This is a genomic window from Pectobacterium parvum (assembly GCF_020971565.1).
GTDB classification, from domain to species: Bacteria; Pseudomonadota; Gammaproteobacteria; order Enterobacterales; family Enterobacteriaceae; genus Pectobacterium; species Pectobacterium polare.
The window spans coordinates 3,734,614-3,750,757 of the sequence record NZ_CP087392.1; the positions used below are offsets into that span (position 1 = coordinate 3,734,614).

Consider the following 16,144-nt stretch of genomic DNA (forward strand, 5'->3'; position numbering starts at 1 on the left):
GTATTCCTATATTAGTCAAATTCCAGTTCCACCTGCTCATTACCCACTAATCCGCGCAGCTCGTTCAGTAGCGCATCGGCAGGCGTTACACGCCATGCTGCGCCGAAACGTAACCGGGCGCGCGCATCTTCACGCTGGTAATAGAGATGCACTGGGATCGTCCCCGATCGATGGGGTTCCAACGATTGGCGGAGACGGTTTAATAGCTGGTCATCAATTTGCCTGTCAGTCAGCGAGATAGCAAGCCCGCGCGCGTATTTTTCCCGCGCTTCACTGATATCCATTAACTCTCGGACGGTCATTTTAAGCCCGCCGCTGAAGTCATCAAAGCTGACCTGTCCACTGGCGATAAGGATACGGTCTTTCTCAAGTAAATGCTGATATTTTTCCAATGCATCGGTAAACAGCATTATCTCAAGGCGACCGGAACGATCGTCCAATGTACAGACACCAATACGGTTACCCCGCTTGGTGACCATGACGCGAGCCGCCAACACCAGCCCAACGGCAGTGGTCATTTTACCCCGATCCGTCGGGTGCATATCTTTCAAACGCACGCCACCGGCATAGCGTTCAATTTCCTTAATATATTGCGTGATCGGGTGGCCAGTCAGGTACAACCCCAGCGTCTCCCGTTCACCATCCAGCACCACCTGCTCCGGCCACGGCGGTACAGTACTGTAGGATTGCTCAACCTGTTCAGGCGCATCGGCCAGCACGCCGAACATATCCACCTGACCGATGGCTTCCGCTTTCGCATGCTGATCGGCAGCCTTCAGCGCATCAGGCAATGAATTCATCAACGCGGCACGATGCGGCCCCAGACGGTCAAATGCCCCAGACATAATCAGCTTTTCCAGCACGCGGCGGTTCAGTTTCTTAATGTCGGTACGCGCGCAGAGATCAAACAGCTCTCTAAAATAGCCGCCCTGATTACGCGCTTCGATAATCGCCTCAATCGGGCCTTCACCCACGCCTTTAATCGCACCGATGCCGTAAACAATCTCGCCATCGTCGTTAACGTGGAAGTGATACAGCCCGCTGTTGATGTCCGGAGGCAGGATTTTTAGCCCCATCCGCCAGCATTCATCAACCAGACCGACCACTTTATCCGTGTTGTCCATATCGGCCGTCATCACCGCCGCCATGAATTCTGCCGGATAGTGCGCCTTCAGCCATAGCGTTTGGTAAGACACCAACGCATACGCTGCGGAGTGAGATTTATTAAAGCCATAACCGGCGAATTTTTCCACCAGGTCGAAAATCTTAATCGCCAGTTCGCCGTTTACGCCACGAGATTTGGCACCATCTTCGAAGCCACCACGCTGCTTCGCCATCTCGACCGGGTTCTTTTTCCCCATCGCACGACGCAGCATGTCCGCGCCGCCCAGCGTATAGCCCGCCAGAACCTGCGCGATCTGCATGACCTGTTCCTGATACAGGATAATGCCGTAGGTCGGCTCCAGCACGGGCTTGAGTGACTCGTGCTGCCATTCGATATCAGGATACGAAATCGCTTCACGACCATGCTTACGGTCGATGAAGTTATCCACCATGCCGGATTGCAGCGGGCCTGGGCGGAACAGCGCCACCAGTGCGATCATATCCTCAAAGCTGTCGGGTTTCAGTCGCTTGATCAGGTCTTTCATGCCGCGCGATTCAAGCTGGAATACCGCCGTGGTTTCCGAGCGTTGCAGCATATCGAAGCTTTTCTTATCGTCGAGCGGGATCGCCGCAATATCAATCGGCTCCTGCCCTTGCTTCGCGCGACGGGCATTAATCATCCCCAGCGCCCAGTCGATAATGGTCAGCGTACGCAGGCCAAGGAAGTCGAACTTCACCAGCCCGGCATATTCCACGTCGTTCTTATCAAACTGGGTAACCGGATGGTTCCCTTCCGAATCACAATACAGCGGCGCAAAATCGGTAATCTTGGTGGGAGATATCACCACCCCACCGGCATGTTTACCGGCGTTGCGCGTTACCCCTTCAAGCTTGCGCGCCATATCGATGAGGGCTTTAACTTCCTCATCGGCTTCATAAATTTCCGGCAACTGCGGTTCAGCAGCAAACGCTTTTTCCAGCGTCATGCCCGGATCGGGCGGCACCAGCTTTGAAATTCGATCGACAAACCCAGAAGGGTGTCCAAGCACGCGCCCGACGTCACGAATAACCGCTTTCGCCGCCATCGTACCGAAGGTGATAATCTGCGATACCGCATCACGCCCGTACATTTCCGCGACGTGATCGATGACCTTGTCGCGTTTTTCCATACAGAAATCGACGTCAAAGTCAGGCATGGAAACACGTTCAGGGTTGAGGAAGCGTTCGAACAGCAGGTCGAATTCCAGCGGATCCAGATCGGTGATTTTCAGCGCGTAGGCGACTAACGAGCCCGCACCGGAGCCACGCCCCGGCCCAACAGGCACATCGTTATCCTTCGACCACTGGATAAACTCCATTACGATCAGGAAGTAACCGGGGAATCCCATCTGGTTGATGACGCCCAGTTCAATATCCAGACGCTCATCATATTCAGGCCGACGCTCAGTGCGCACTTCCGGATCGGGGAACAAGAATTCGAGACGCTCCTCCAGCCCCTTTTTCGAGCACTGAACCAGAAAATCTTCCGTACTCATGTCGCCAGTCGGGAACTGTGGCAGGAAATACTCACCCAGACGAATCGTTACGTTACAGCGCTTGGCAATTTCAACGCTGTTCGCCAGCGCTTCGGGGATATCCGCAAACAGCTCGCACATTTCCTCTTCGGTACGCATGTACTGTTGAGGGCTGTAATGACGTGGGCGTTTGGGATCGTCAAGCGTGTAGCCGTCGTGAATAGCCACGCGGATTTCGTGAGCGTCAAAATCATCGGTGCTGATAAAACACACTTCATTGGTTGCCACCACGGGCACACCGTGCTTCGTCGCCAATTCAACGGCGGCATGCAAATAGCTTTCTTCATCGGGGCGGGACGTGCGGATCAGTTCCAGATAGTAACGCTGGGGGAAGTGTTCCTGATAGAAGGCCAGACACTGTTCAGCTTGCGTCTGGTTACCGCGCAGCAAAAATCGGCCAACATCACCTCGGCGGCCGCCAGATAGTAAAATCAGCCCTTCCTGATGCTCAATAAGCCAATCTCGGTCAATCGTCGGCCCGGCAGCGCCATAACCTCGTTGATAAGCGTGGGAAATCAGCAGCGTCAGATTCTGGTAGCCAGCATTATTCATGGCCAGGACGGTAAGATGCGCGAGCTCATCACCCAATTCGTCGCTTTCGACACAGAAATCTGCGCCGATAATGGGCTTGATTCCCGCACCATGCGCGCCGCCATAGAATTTAACCAGCCCACACAGATTGGTAAAATCAGTAATCGCCAGCGCTGGCATGCCGAGTGCTGCCGCTTTTTTTACCAGCGGGCCGACTTTGGCTAGCCCATCGATCATGGAATAGTCACTGTGAACACGCAGGTGAACAAAACGTGGTTCGGCCATCTCCAGATCCCAGAATTTATCGATTAGTCAGCATGGCAACGGCACGTTTACGTGCCCACGCCATACCGAGAGTGAATGATGATGTTTTACGCCAGACCTAATGCACGTTTGACTGGCGCGAAGCTCCGACGGTGAAACTCAGTGGCGCCCAGTGCGGCCAGTTTCTCCAGATGAAAAGCCGTTGGATAGCCTTTGTGTTGGGCAAAACCATAAGCGGGGAAGCGTTGATCTAACTCGACCATCTCACGATCGCGAGTCACCTTCGCCATAATCGAGGCCGCGCTGATTTCTGCCACGCGGCTATCCCCTTTAACGACCGCCTGAGCGGACATCGGCAAGGCCGGGCAACGGTTGCCGTCAATGAGAACAAAATCAGGCACGATAGCCAAACCGGCAACCGCACGCTGCATTGCCAGCATGGTAGCATGCAGGATATTCAGCTGGTCAATCTCTTTCGGTTCCGCACGGCCAAGGCTCCACGCCAATGCCTTCTCTTTGATTTCATCATAGAGCGACAGTCGACGTTTTTCACTCAGCTTTTTGGAATCCGCCAGCCCGACAATTGGCCTAGTCGGGTCAAGAATCACCGCAGCCGTCACGACCGCACCAACCAGAGGGCCACGGCCCACTTCATCAACGCCAGCGATGCAGGTCGCCTGCGGATAGATAAATATTTCACTCATGGTCTTATTAACATGGCTTTACTAATTCCAGTACCGCCTGAGCCGCTTGCTCATCGGCGTTACAGCGGATCTGCTGATGCAAATCCACAAACGTCGTGCGTAGCTCAGCCATTTTTTCCTTATCGGCAAACAGCGGCAGCAGCGCTGCGGCCAGCTTATCCGGCGTACAATCGGTCTGTAGCAATTCCGTCACCAGCTCGCGCCCAGCCAGCAAATTCGGCAGCGATACCCACGGCGTTTTGACCAGACGCTGTGCTAGCCAGAAGGTAAAGGGCTTCATACGATAACCCACAACCATCGGACATTTAGCCAGCATGCACTCCAATGCTGCCGTACCGGATGCCAATAGCGCCGCATCACTAGCAATCATGGCTTCACGCGCTTGCCCATCCAGTAGATGCACGCGTAGATCGGGCGCCACGCTACTTTTTATCCGCTCGAACTGTTCACGGCGCTTGCTGTTGACCAGCGGAACCACGATTTCCAGATCGGGAAAATGCTGGCGTAGTAACACAGCCGTATTGAGAAAATCTTCGCTAAGCATTTCAACTTCTGCACCGCGACTGCCCGGCAGCAGCGCCAGACAAGGCACATCGGGCGCAATACCTAACGTCGCACGTGCAGCCAGCTTATCGGGATGCAGCGGCATAGCATCAGCCATCGTATGACCGATAAAGCGACAAGGGACATTGAAACGATCGTAAAACGCTTTTTCAAAAGGCAAGAAGGCCAGCACCAGATTGGTCGCTTTACCTATTTTGAAAACGCGTTTTTGACGCCATGCCCATACGGAAGGGCTGACGTAGTGAATAGTATTGATACCGCGCTTTTTGAGGTTGCCCTCCAGCGTGATATTGAAATCAGGTGCATCAATGCCGACGAAGACATCGGGCTGAAGCTCGCTAAAGCGCTGGGTTAAATCCCGCCGAATTTTCAATAGGCGAGGAAGCCGTTCAAGCACTTCCACAATACCCATGACAGCCAGCTCTTCCATCTCGTACCAGGCTTCACAGCCTTCGGCCTGCATACGCGGCCCGGCAACACCGACAAACCGCGCATCGGGCACCTTTTCTTTTAACGCCCGGATCAGGCCTGCGCCAAGGATGTCGCCGGAAGTTTCCCCGGCGACCAGCCCAATAGTCAAAGGACGTGATGACATGGATTAACGAATGATGCCGCGAGTAGAACGGGCAAAGAAATCGGTAAACGCCTGCACCGCCGGGTATTCAGCCGCCAGCGCTTCAATTTCCGGTTTCACTTCGTCCAGCGTTTTACCGCTGCGGTAGAGAAGCTTGTACGCGTTACGGATCGCGTGCAGGGTTTCTTTTTCGAATCCACGACGCTTCAGGCCTTCAATATTCAGGCCAAACGGCGTGGCGTGGTTACCCTGAGCGATAACATAAGGCGGTACATCTTGCGCCACACCGGAGCATCCACCAACCATGACGTGAGCACCGATGATGCAGAACTGGTGTACAGCCGTCATCCCACCAATAATCGCAAAATCATCGACGGAAACGTGGCCGCCCAGCGTCGCGTTATTCGCCAGAATACAACGGCTACCCACTACGCAGTCATGTGCGATATGCGTGTTGATCATCAACAGGTTATCGCTACCGACTTTAGTCAACCCGCCGCCCTGTGTCGTGCCGCGGTGAATCGTGACGCTTTCACGGATGCGGTTACGATCGCCAATCTCAACGCGGGTCGGTTCCCCAGCATATTTGAGATCCTGATTCACTTCACCAATTGACGTGAACTGATAGATTTCGTTGTCGCGACCAATTTTAGTGACGCCATTGACGACGACATGTGATTTCAGCACCGTCCCCTCACCGATCTCAACCTGAGAACCGATATAGCAGAAAGGGCCAATATGAACGCCAGCACCAATAATGGCACCGTCTTCAACAATCGAACTAGGGTGAATAAAGGCGGTTTGATCAATCACGTTATCAGGACTCCCGACGGCGAGCACACATCATTGACGCTTCACAGGCCACTTCGCCATCAACTTTGGCAACACCTTTAAAGCGCGCAACGCCGCGACGCTCTTTGATGAATTCAACTTCAAGGATCATTTGATCGCCTGGCTGTACCGGGCGCTTAAAGCGCGCTTCGTCAACAGCGGCGAAATAATACAGCTCACCCGGTTCCAGTTTACCTACGCTTTTAAACGCAAGAATACCGGTAGCCTGAGCCATGGCTTCCAGAATCAACACGCCGGGAAAAATCGGTTTACCCGGGAAATGCCCCTGAAAGAAGGGTTCGTTGAAAGAGACGTTTTTCACCGCCCGCAGAAACTTCCCTTCTTCAAAATCCAGTACCCGATCAACCAGCAAAAACGGGAAACGGTGCGGTAATAATTCTAAAATCTCTTCAATATTCAGAGTATGAGTGTCAGTAGTCAAAATACTCTTCCTGTCCATAAAAAACTGATGCCATCAACAACACGGCCTGCGCAGACCCTAAATTAGGTGTCTTCAGGCAGGCCGCAAATAAAACGCGAGTGATTAAACGTTATCGACTTTTCGTTCAACGGCTTTCAACCGTTTGCTTATCTCATCAATATTCATCACCAGCGCTGCAGTTTTGCGCCACACTTTGTTGGGTTGCAAAGGAATGCCCGAAGAGTATACCCCAGGTTCTGTGATTGGTCGCATGACCATCCCCATTCCCGTTACCGTCACTTTATCGCAGATCTCCATGTGCCCGTTAATCACGCTGGCACCACCGATCATGCAATAACGACCAATTTTCAAGCTACCCGCCATAATGACGCCACCCGCGACCGCGGTATTGTCGCCAATCACGACGTTGTGCGCAATCTGACATTGGTTATCAATGATAACACCATTGCCAATGACCGTATCATCCAACGCACCACGATCGATGGTTGTGCTCGCGCCAATCTCAACCCGATCGCCAATTCTGACCGTTCCCAACTGTGGGATCTTCACCCAGTTGCCGCGATCGTTGGCATAGCCAAAGCCGTCAGAACCGATCACGGTTCCCGACTGGATCAGGCAATGCTCACCCAGCTCAACGCGGTGATAAATCGTTACATTTGCCCACAAGCGGGTACCGGTACCAATGCGGGCATCTTTGCCGATAAAGCAGCCGGGGCCAATGACAACACCCTCACCCAGCTGTGCACCAGATTCGATAACAGCATTTGCACCAACGGACACGTTCTGGCCCAGTGTCGCGTCTGGAGCAATAACCGCACTCGGCGCAATATCGGTTGCTGGCTGCGGCGTGGTGTCCAGCAGCTGTGCCATGCGCGCATAGGTAAGGTAAGGATTCTTCACTACCAACGCAGCAACCTGACAGTAAGGTAAATCCGCTTCCGTCAGCACGACCGCTGACGCTTGCGTCCCGGCCAGTTGCTCACGGTAACGACTGTCGGAAAGAAACGTAATTTGCCCAGTTTTTGCCGAATGCATAGAAGCAACACCGGTGATGACGATATCGCCATCACCGTGTAATTGTGCATCCAACTGTTGAGCTAACGCGTCCAGTCGAATTGAATACATGGTTTATTTAACCTGTTTCAGCACATCGGCAGTAATGTCTTTAGCATTGGCGACATACGCAACAGCGTTAGCGTCAATCACAACATCATAGCCTTCTTTGGTTGCAACGGCTTTCACCGCATCCTGAATACGGCTCAGGATTTTGTTGCGTTCTTCATTCTGGCGGCGGCGGTTGTCCTGGTCAAAAGCCTGAGCTTTAGTAGAGAACTGCTCGCGCTGCGCCATGACGTCTTTTTCCATTTTGCTGCGATCGCTCGCTTTCATGGTAGAACCATCACGTTGCAGTTTCTGCATCTTGCCCTGTAAATCGTTTTCCATCGATTGCAGTTCAGAAGCACGACCTTTGAATTCGTTTTCCAGCTGTTTGCCAACGGTTTCACGCTGCGGCAGCTGTTGGAAAATGCTGGAAACGTTAACAACGGCAATTTTGTCAGCAGCCTGAACGCTGGCTGAAGCAGCCAATGCTAAACCGAGGCCTGCGGCACATAACCACTTTTTCACTATAAACTCCTCAACCTAACCTAATTTGTGTCTTAACACTTTAATTATGAGCATCGCGTCATGGTATGAACGTCTTATGTTCAACCATTCCTATCCATGAACAACGATGCGATATTCCCTGCATACGACCTATTGACGTCACACTACCAGGTTTTGCCAATGTTAAACTGGAATTGTTCCGACTTGTCTCCATCGTACTTTTTAACCGGCTGGGCATAGGAGAAGACCAATGGCCCAAGCGGAGACATCCATTGCAACGCGATACCGCTGGAAACACGGAAGTTGCTCGCCTTGCTGTAATCCGGCACGCCTGCGTCAATCGTTTCCTGTGTATTTTTCCAGTTGGTATCCCATACCGTACCGCCATCCACAAAGAAGGAAGTCCGTACGGAGCTCGCGTATTTATCACTGATAAACGGTGTTGGCACGATCAGTTCTGCACTCAATACCGCCATCGCGTTACCGCCAACGGCATCATCCAGATTGGTTTTATCAATCGGGCAACCGGAATAAGACGTCGCACCCACCGCACAGTTGTAATATGCCGCTTTAGGACCAATCGTGTTCGACTGGAAGCCACGTACCGTACTGGAACCACCGGCATAGAAGTTGTCGTAGAACGGCACTTCTTTGCTACCGATACCATCCGCAAAGCCTGCGCGCGTACGGCCCATCACCACCCATTTACCGCTGTCGCTCAACGGGTAGTAGCTCGCCGAATCAAACGTCAGTTTATAGTATTCGTTGTCCGAACCTGGCACGGCAATCTTGGCATTCGCAGACGCACGTGTTCCTTTCGTCGGGAAGTAGCCGCGATCCAGATTGTTATAAGACCATCCGGTGTTCAGGAAGAAATCGTTCGCTTTGAAGTCAGCGCTGGATTTGACGTTTTCGCCAACCACGGATGGATTAACACCCACGGAATCCAGATAACGCCACATCGCCACCTGCGGTCTCATATCCGACAGATCGTTATGCACATAATCCAGACCGACACGCAGTGAGTTATTCTCGTTAATCGGGAAGCCCAAGGTGCTGCCAACGCCATAGCTCACGTTGGTATAGTCGGACAGATCGGCGTCAGATGCCTCAAATTTGTTATAGAAGACACGGCCACCGAGGCTAACGCCATCAACGGTAAAGTACGGGTCAGTCAGTGACAGCTCGACATACGTCTGGTAGTCGTTTTTAGTCCCGCTGATACCAACGGAGTTACCCGTTCCCAGCCAGTTGTCCTGCTGAACCCCAGCCTGGAAACTCACGCCACTTTCTGTACCGAAACCGACACCAAAGTTGAATGTACCCGTATTACGCTCTTTGACTTTATACGTTACATCAACCTGATCGGCCACGCCGGGAACGCGCTGCGTTTCTACATCAACGCTTTCAAAGTATCCCAGTCGGTTCAGACGCTCTTTGCCCTGCTCAACCAGATCGTTACCTAACCAGGCACCTTCCATTTGACGCATTTCACGGCGCAGAACGGAGTCTTTAGACGTGTCGTTACCGTCAAAGCGGATATGACGCACATAGAAACGGTTACCCGCATCGACGTTGATGTTTAATCTCACCGTCTTATCTGCGTCATTAATTTCCGGCTGTGTAACCACGCGCGGATAGGCATAGCCATAACGACCTAGCAGTTTCTTGATGTCCTCTTCCATCCGAGTCACTTTCGTCCCGTTGTAGAGTTCACCTGGTTCGACCTTCGTCAGCCCTTCGACTTCCGCAGAGTGACCAGCCAGATTACCTTTCACCGTGACGCCAGACAGCTTGTACTGCTCACCTTCCGTCATATTGATGGTGATATAAATACCTTTTTTATCCGGCGTCAGGCTCACTTGCGTGGAATCAATGTTGAAACGCGCATAGCCGCGATCCAGATAGAAACTCCGTAACGTTTCCAGATCGCCAGACAGTTTTTGTTTCTGGTATTTACGATCGCCAACTACGTTCCACCACGGCACTTCGTCACGCAGTTGGAAGCGGGAAATCAATTCGTCGGAGCTGAACGCTTTGTTACCGACAATATTAATCTGCTGGATCTTGGCGGAAACGCCTTCTGTGAAGACCAGTTTAAGGTCTACACGGTTACGCGGGAGTGGCGTGACAACGGCTTTAACCGACGCACTGTACTTACCCACGCTGTAGTAGAAATCTTCCAGTCCTTTTTCGATGTTGGTGAGCGCCGTGCGGTCTAACGCTTCACCGACGCGCACGCCGGATGCCTCCAAGTTTTCTTTCAGCATGTCGTCTTTGACGGACTTATTGCCGGAAAACGTGACGCTGGCGATTGTTGGACGTTCTTTCACCTGCACAATCAGCGTTTCGCCATCGCGCAGGACACGAACATCTTCAAAATTTCCGGTCGCAAACAAGGCACGGATGGTGTTACCGATATCATCGTCACCGATGGTATCACCAACGCGGACTGGCATACTGAGTAATGCCGCCCCGACGGCAACCCTTTGCAGGCCCTCGAAATGAATGTCCTTCACTACGAACCCGTCTGCACCGTATACGGTTGCGCTGCTAAACAGCAGCGACGCTATGAGCAACTTTTTGATCGCCATCGTTGTTATGCGTTTTTCCTAACCTAATCCCGCGCCTAGAGACGAGAGAAATCATTGAAAAGTGCGAGTCCCATTAACAACATCAGCAACACTGTACCAATGCGATAACTAATGTCCTGCACACGCTCAGAAACCGGCCTGCCCTTCAGCTTTTCAACCGCAAGAAAGAGCAGGTGTCCACCATCCAATACCGGCAGAGGGAACAGATTGATGATCCCCAAATTGACGCTGATTAAGGCCAAAAACATCAGGTAATAAATCAATCCATAATCTGCTGACATTCCTGCGCCCTGAGCAATCGAAATGGGACCGCTCAGGTTGTTCAGCTTAACATCACCCATAACCAGTGTCCCTAACATACTGACGGTCAGTTTCATCAGTTGCCAGGTTTTATCTGTTGCTTGGTAGATCGCGCTGAATGGCCCATACTGGCGCACAGTCCTGTATTCTTTAGGCAGTGGCGTCACGCTTGGCATTACGCCTGCCAGCCCTTCAACTCTGCCACTTCCCACAGATTTGCTGCCTGGCGTTAACGTCAACGGCACCGTTGAACCATTGCGCTCCACCTCCAGAGCAATAGATTGCCCGGGGTTATCACGCACGGCGATGACAAAATCACGCCATTGCGCTAGCGCCTGCCCGTCGACTTTAACGATCCTATCTCCGACTTGCAAACCTGCTTTTTCCGCCGCCGAACCCGCCTGCACCTGATGCAATACGGGTTCAATTTGCGGACCACGCGGAATAATCCCGAGCGAGGCCGCAGGATCTTGCTTATCAGGCTCAAACTGCCACTCGCGCAAATCCAGCGTTTTCTGGACGACACGGTCGGAGCCTAAAGGTGCAGTTCCGATCACGACATCGCTATCGCCGATTTTACCGATCAGCGCCAGACGCGCGGTATCCCAATCAGGCGTTTCGATACCATCAACGGACTTTAGTTCCGTTCCCGCCGACATTTCCGCCTGCGCCGCGATGGAGTTGGGCAGTATTTCACCCACGACGGGACGCACGCCCGGTACGCCGATAATAAATACCAGCCAGTACGCCACAATCGCAAACAGAAAATTGGCAATCGGCCCAGCGCTGACAATAGCCGCACGTTGCCAGACCGTTTTACTGTTAAATGACTGGTGACGGAATTCTGGCGCGACCGTGTCGACACGCTCATCCAGCATCTTCACGTAGCCGCCAAGTGGGATCAGCGCAATCACGAATTCTGTACCGGTACGATCGCGACGACGCCATAGTGCACGTCCGAAACCGACTGAGAAGCGTTCTACCTTCACACCACAGCGGCGCGCTACCCAGAAATGTCCAAATTCATGGACAGTGACCAGCACACCCAGTGCGATGATAAACGCGGCAAGATTCCAGAGAAAACTCAGCATAAATAGCTCTACCGCTTTATTCTAAGCCACTTTAAACAGCAGCAGCATCAGGCAAGAGAACACAGGAACCGCAGCCGTCAGGCTGTCGATACGATCGAGCACGCCACCGTGCCCCGGAATCAAATGGCTACTGTCTTTGATGCCCGCCTCGCGTTTGAACATACTTTCCGTCAAATCACCCAGCACCGAGGCCAGCGCAGCCGCAATAGAACAAATCAACAACGTTGCTGGCGCTACCGTTAACGGCGCATAAAGGCTAAACAGCACAGAGATAAGCGCCGAGGTTGCCAGCCCACCGAGAAAGCCTTCCCAGGTTTTGCCTGGCGAGACTTTTGGCGCAAGTTTACGCTTACCAAACAGTTTTCCGAACATATAGGCACCACTGTCCGCGCCCCACACCAGCAGCATGACGTACAGCAGCCACCAAGCACCCGCGAATGGGTTAACCGCGTAATTGTAATGGCGAAGCGCGACCATGCCCCAGAAAAACGGCACGATCGTCATAATACCGAACACCAATCGCAATGTGCGCGAATGACGCCAGAATGAGGCGGAAGCCGGATAGAACAGTACCAGAAACAGCGCCCCCCCCCACCACACCAGTGATGACCAGAGCGCGATGCTGATTTGCGGAATATGCACGGAATAATGGTAGGCCGGGAGTGATAACAACATCAGCGCCAGCAAGAAACCACACAGGATCGCAAGCCATAGGCGTTGGCCATAAGAGGCAAATCCCGCCAGCTGACCCCATTCCCATGCCGCCAGCATACAGACAGCCAACGTAACAAGCGTGAATCCCAGAGGAGGCAGCAAGAAAAGTGCTGCAATAACAATCGGGATCAAAATAAAAGCAGTAATCAGGCGATACTTCAGCAAAAGTTCCCCCTAGGATGCATCAGCATCGATAGGTGTTGTTCCCCCGAAGCGGCGCTCGCGTTGTGCAAAAGCATTCAGCGCACCTTCAAAGACTTGTTCATCGAAATCAGGCCAGAGGACATCAGTAAAGTAAAGTTCAGCATAAGCAATTTGCCACAGAAGAAAATTACTGATGCGGTGTTCTCCACCGGTTCTGATCACCAAATCAACCGGAGCCACATCATGCAGACAGATGTACTGACATAATGACGCTTCATTAATGCTATCAGGTCGCAGAATACCTTCCTGCACCTGCTCTGCAAGTTGTCGTACTCCCTGAATAATATCCCAACGGCCGCCATAATTCGCGGCAATATTCAGTGTGAGCCCCTGATTCTTTTCCGTCAGTACTTCTGAACGACGAATTCGCTCTTGTAAACGCGGACTGAAGCGGCCGATATCGCCAATGACCCGCAAGCGAACATTGTGCTTGTGCAGGCTTTTCACTTCGCTGTCCAGCGCTCTAACAAACAGTTCCATGAGTGCGGAAACTTCCTGCGCCGGACGGTTCCAGTTTTCACTGCTAAATGCGTAAAGTGTCAGTGCATCCAGCCCTTGGCTCACTGCAAAACTGACCGACCGCCGCACAGCCTTTACACCAGCCTGATGGCCAAAAATCCGCATTTTCCCCCAGCTTTTCGCCCAGCGACCATTGCCATCCATGATAATGGCAACATGCCGCGGCCCGGCGGGTGGCAGATCGTTAGTATTTTTTTGATTATCGGACGGCATAACGCGTACTTATTTCCTCAAGCAAGAAATACAACAGTTCTTCCGTAACATCAGATCCCGTTAGCGCAAAAAAAGCCGTGAACGATCACGGCTTAGCTTCACGGTCGATTAAACAACTTTCGCATAATCAACCATTGAGTGGCGCAGACTATACCACCTCCACCGCACATGAACAAATTGTGCCACGGCGTTATCCAGCTATCGCGCGTAATGTGTCAGGGTCTGTGTTGCGACCTGTCTGGCCCAGCGGTCGATAAACAAAACATCATCAACGCTGGCGGGTTCTGGCAATGTAAGTTGTTCAATGACATGCCGATTTACCGCCGCGATATCCGTAAAACGAATCTGCGACTGCAAGAATGCTGCCACTGCAACTTCATTCGCCGCGTTCAGTGCCGTGGTGGCCGACTGACCGTGATTACAAGCATCAATAGCGAGCTGTAAGCAAGGATAGCGCGCATAGTCCGGTGCCAAAAATGTCAGCGCGCCAATCTGGCAAAAATCTAACGCTTTTGCCCCCGATGTCACGCGTTCAGGATAAGCCATTGCATGAGCAATCGGCGTACGCATGTCGGGCGATCCTAACTGCGCCAGAACGCTGCCATCACGGTAACGCACCATCGAATGAATCACTGACTGCGGATGAATAATGACTTCCATCTGTTCGGCAGAAGCATTAAACAACCAGCGCGCTTCGATATACTCCAGCCCTTTGTTCATCATCGTGGCAGAATCAACCGAAATTTTGCGCCCCATTGACCAATTTGGATGCGCGCACGCCTGATCCGGCGTCATGTCCGCCAACGCCGACACCGGAGTTTCACGAAACGGTCCACCGGAGCCGGTCAGAACAATACGTTCGACCCCATGCTGCGACAATGAAGCGTAGCCTAATTGGCGCTGAATTTGCTCAGGTAAACTCTGAAAAATCGCATTATGTTCGCTATCAATCGGTAAAAGCTGTGCGCCACTTTGCGCTACGGCGTCCATGAAGAGACGTCCGCAGGTGACCAGCGATTCTTTGTTCGCCAACAAAACCTGTTTTCCGGCATGAATTGCCGCTAGCGTTGGCAATAACCCTGCGGCTCCCACAATCGCGGCCATCACCTGATCGACGCCATCCAATGCAGCAAGGTCACATGCTGCCTGAACTCCCGTCAGCACTTCCGTTTTACAACCATATTCCGCCAACTGCTGGCGCAGAGCAGTTGCAGAGGCTTCATCAGCCATTGAGGCATAGGCGGGTTGGAAAGTGAGGCACTGCTCTAGCATCAACTTGACGTTGTACCCGGCGGATAACGCGCGTACGGCAAATTTATCGGGATTGGCTTTAATCACTGCCAGCGAACTGACGCCAATAGAGCCGGTGGAACCAAGAATTGTCAGTTGCTTCATTAAAAATGCTCTGAATAACCGGATTTGATGACAGGAAGGTACACGAGTCTGAGGCGATTACCATGATATATCTCTGCTATCGATCACAGTCACGATAACCGCAGGCATATACACAGCAAAAAATTGTTTACTACCCAGAGGGGCTAGCCTTCACCCATTCCTTACATGATCATTGTATAAAAAATAAAGCGCCGCAGGAAATTAGGGGGCATCCCACAGATTTCCTACGACGCAATATCCAACGTGCTGATTAGAACTCCATCAGCTCCGCTTCTTTTTCTGCCAGTGCAACGTCCACTTTCTTAATGAAGTTGTCAGTCAGTTTCTGCACGTCGTCCTGAGCGCGACGTTCTTCGTCTTCACTGATCGCTTTATCTTTCAGCAGCGCTTTTAGTTTGTCGTTCGCGTCACGACGCACGTTACGTACAGAAATACGGCCCTGCTCTGCTTCGCCACGAACCACTTTGATCAGATCTTTACGGCGTTCTTCCGTCAGCGGTGGCAGTGGAACACGGATTACGGTGCCAGCAGAAGACGGGTTCAGGCCGAGATCGGAGGCCATGATCGCTTTCTCAACCGCTGGGCCAAGCGAACGATCGAAGACCGAAATCGCCAGCGTGCGGGAATCTTCTACGACAACGTTAGCAATCTGACGCAGTGGTGTCGCGCTGCCATAGTAATCAATATGAATACCATCGAGAATACTAGGCGATGCACGGCCAGTACGGATTCTGTTGATCTGGTTTTTAAACGCTTCAACACATTTGTCCATGCGCGTTTCAGCATCTTTTCTGATTTCATTAGTCACGTTGTGAACCCTTGAAAACTGGTTGCCTGGCAGGCCATGTCAGTACATGACCCGGTGAATAATTAAGCCAGCGCGCGGCTGGCGTATGGCATAACGCCAAGGAATCTATACCC

Annotated in this window: 13 protein-coding genes; all 13 read right to left on the bottom strand. The window is 52.3% G+C overall.

Annotated features, from left to right (window positions below; translation table 11 throughout):
- Positions 1-11: 11 nt before the first annotated feature.
- The 13 genes from dnaE to frr all read right to left on the bottom strand — a co-directional run bounded on the left by dnaE (position 12) and on the right by frr (position 16,031).
- Entirely contained in the window at positions 12-3,494 is a 3,483-nt protein-coding gene (dnaE, locus tag LOZ86_RS16845) for a DNA polymerase III subunit alpha (RefSeq protein ID WP_230242477.1), read from the bottom strand.
- 86 nt (positions 3,495-3,580) lie between these two features.
- Positions 3,581-4,177 (bottom strand): ribonuclease HII, encoded by a 597-nt coding sequence (gene rnhB / locus LOZ86_RS16850; RefSeq protein ID WP_230242479.1) that lies wholly within the window; start codon positions 4,175-4,177, stop codon positions 3,581-3,583.
- Positions 4,178-4,184: 7 nt separating this feature from the next.
- Positions 4,185-5,336: a lipid-A-disaccharide synthase gene (lpxB, locus tag LOZ86_RS16855; protein WP_230242480.1), complete on the bottom strand. Its 1,152-nt coding sequence runs from the start codon at positions 5,334-5,336 to the stop codon at positions 4,185-4,187.
- Between the two features lie 3 nt (positions 5,337-5,339).
- Positions 5,340-6,128: an acyl-ACP--UDP-N-acetylglucosamine O-acyltransferase gene (gene lpxA, locus LOZ86_RS16860; RefSeq protein ID WP_198998342.1), complete on the bottom strand. Its 789-nt coding sequence runs from the start codon at positions 6,126-6,128 to the stop codon at positions 5,340-5,342.
- Positions 6,129-6,132: 4 nt separating this feature from the next.
- Complete coding sequence (gene fabZ / locus LOZ86_RS16865; protein WP_005975923.1) at positions 6,133-6,588, bottom strand: 3-hydroxyacyl-ACP dehydratase FabZ; 456 nt, start codon at positions 6,586-6,588, stop codon at positions 6,133-6,135.
- A 102-nt stretch (positions 6,589-6,690) separates the two neighbouring features.
- Positions 6,691-7,713, bottom strand: coding sequence for a UDP-3-O-(3-hydroxymyristoyl)glucosamine N-acyltransferase (gene lpxD / locus LOZ86_RS16870; RefSeq protein ID WP_039483876.1), 1,023 nt, complete (start codon positions 7,711-7,713; stop codon positions 6,691-6,693).
- 3 nt (positions 7,714-7,716) lie between these two features.
- A complete protein-coding gene (skp, locus tag LOZ86_RS16875) occupies positions 7,717-8,214 on the bottom strand; it encodes a molecular chaperone Skp (RefSeq protein ID WP_039483875.1) in 498 nt (165 codons plus the stop codon).
- A 143-nt stretch (positions 8,215-8,357) separates the two neighbouring features.
- Entirely contained in the window at positions 8,358-10,787 is a 2,430-nt protein-coding gene (gene bamA, locus LOZ86_RS16880) for an outer membrane protein assembly factor BamA (RefSeq protein WP_039483874.1), read from the bottom strand.
- A gap of 35 nt (positions 10,788-10,822) precedes the next feature.
- On the bottom strand, positions 10,823-12,178 hold the full coding sequence (gene rseP, locus LOZ86_RS16885; protein ID WP_230242482.1) for a sigma E protease regulator RseP: 1,356 nt from the start codon (positions 12,176-12,178) through the stop codon (positions 10,823-10,825).
- A 21-nt stretch (positions 12,179-12,199) separates the two neighbouring features.
- Positions 12,200-13,057, bottom strand: a complete 858-nt coding sequence (gene cdsA / locus LOZ86_RS16890) for a phosphatidate cytidylyltransferase (RefSeq protein ID WP_039483871.1) — start codon at positions 13,055-13,057, stop codon at positions 12,200-12,202.
- A gap of 9 nt (positions 13,058-13,066) precedes the next feature.
- The gene (gene ispU / locus LOZ86_RS16895) at positions 13,067-13,828 is read right to left on the bottom strand and encodes a (2E,6E)-farnesyl-diphosphate-specific ditrans,polycis-undecaprenyl-diphosphate synthase (protein ID WP_230242484.1); all 762 of its coding nucleotides are present in this window, start codon (positions 13,826-13,828) and stop codon (positions 13,067-13,069) included.
- A 198-nt stretch (positions 13,829-14,026) separates the two neighbouring features.
- Positions 14,027-15,223, bottom strand: coding sequence for a 1-deoxy-D-xylulose-5-phosphate reductoisomerase (gene ispC / locus LOZ86_RS16900; RefSeq protein ID WP_039483868.1), 1,197 nt, complete (start codon positions 15,221-15,223; stop codon positions 14,027-14,029).
- A gap of 250 nt (positions 15,224-15,473) precedes the next feature.
- On the bottom strand, positions 15,474-16,031 hold the full coding sequence (gene frr, locus LOZ86_RS16905) for a ribosome recycling factor (RefSeq protein ID WP_039483866.1): 558 nt from the start codon (positions 16,029-16,031) through the stop codon (positions 15,474-15,476).
- Between the last annotated feature and the right edge of the window lie 113 nt (positions 16,032-16,144).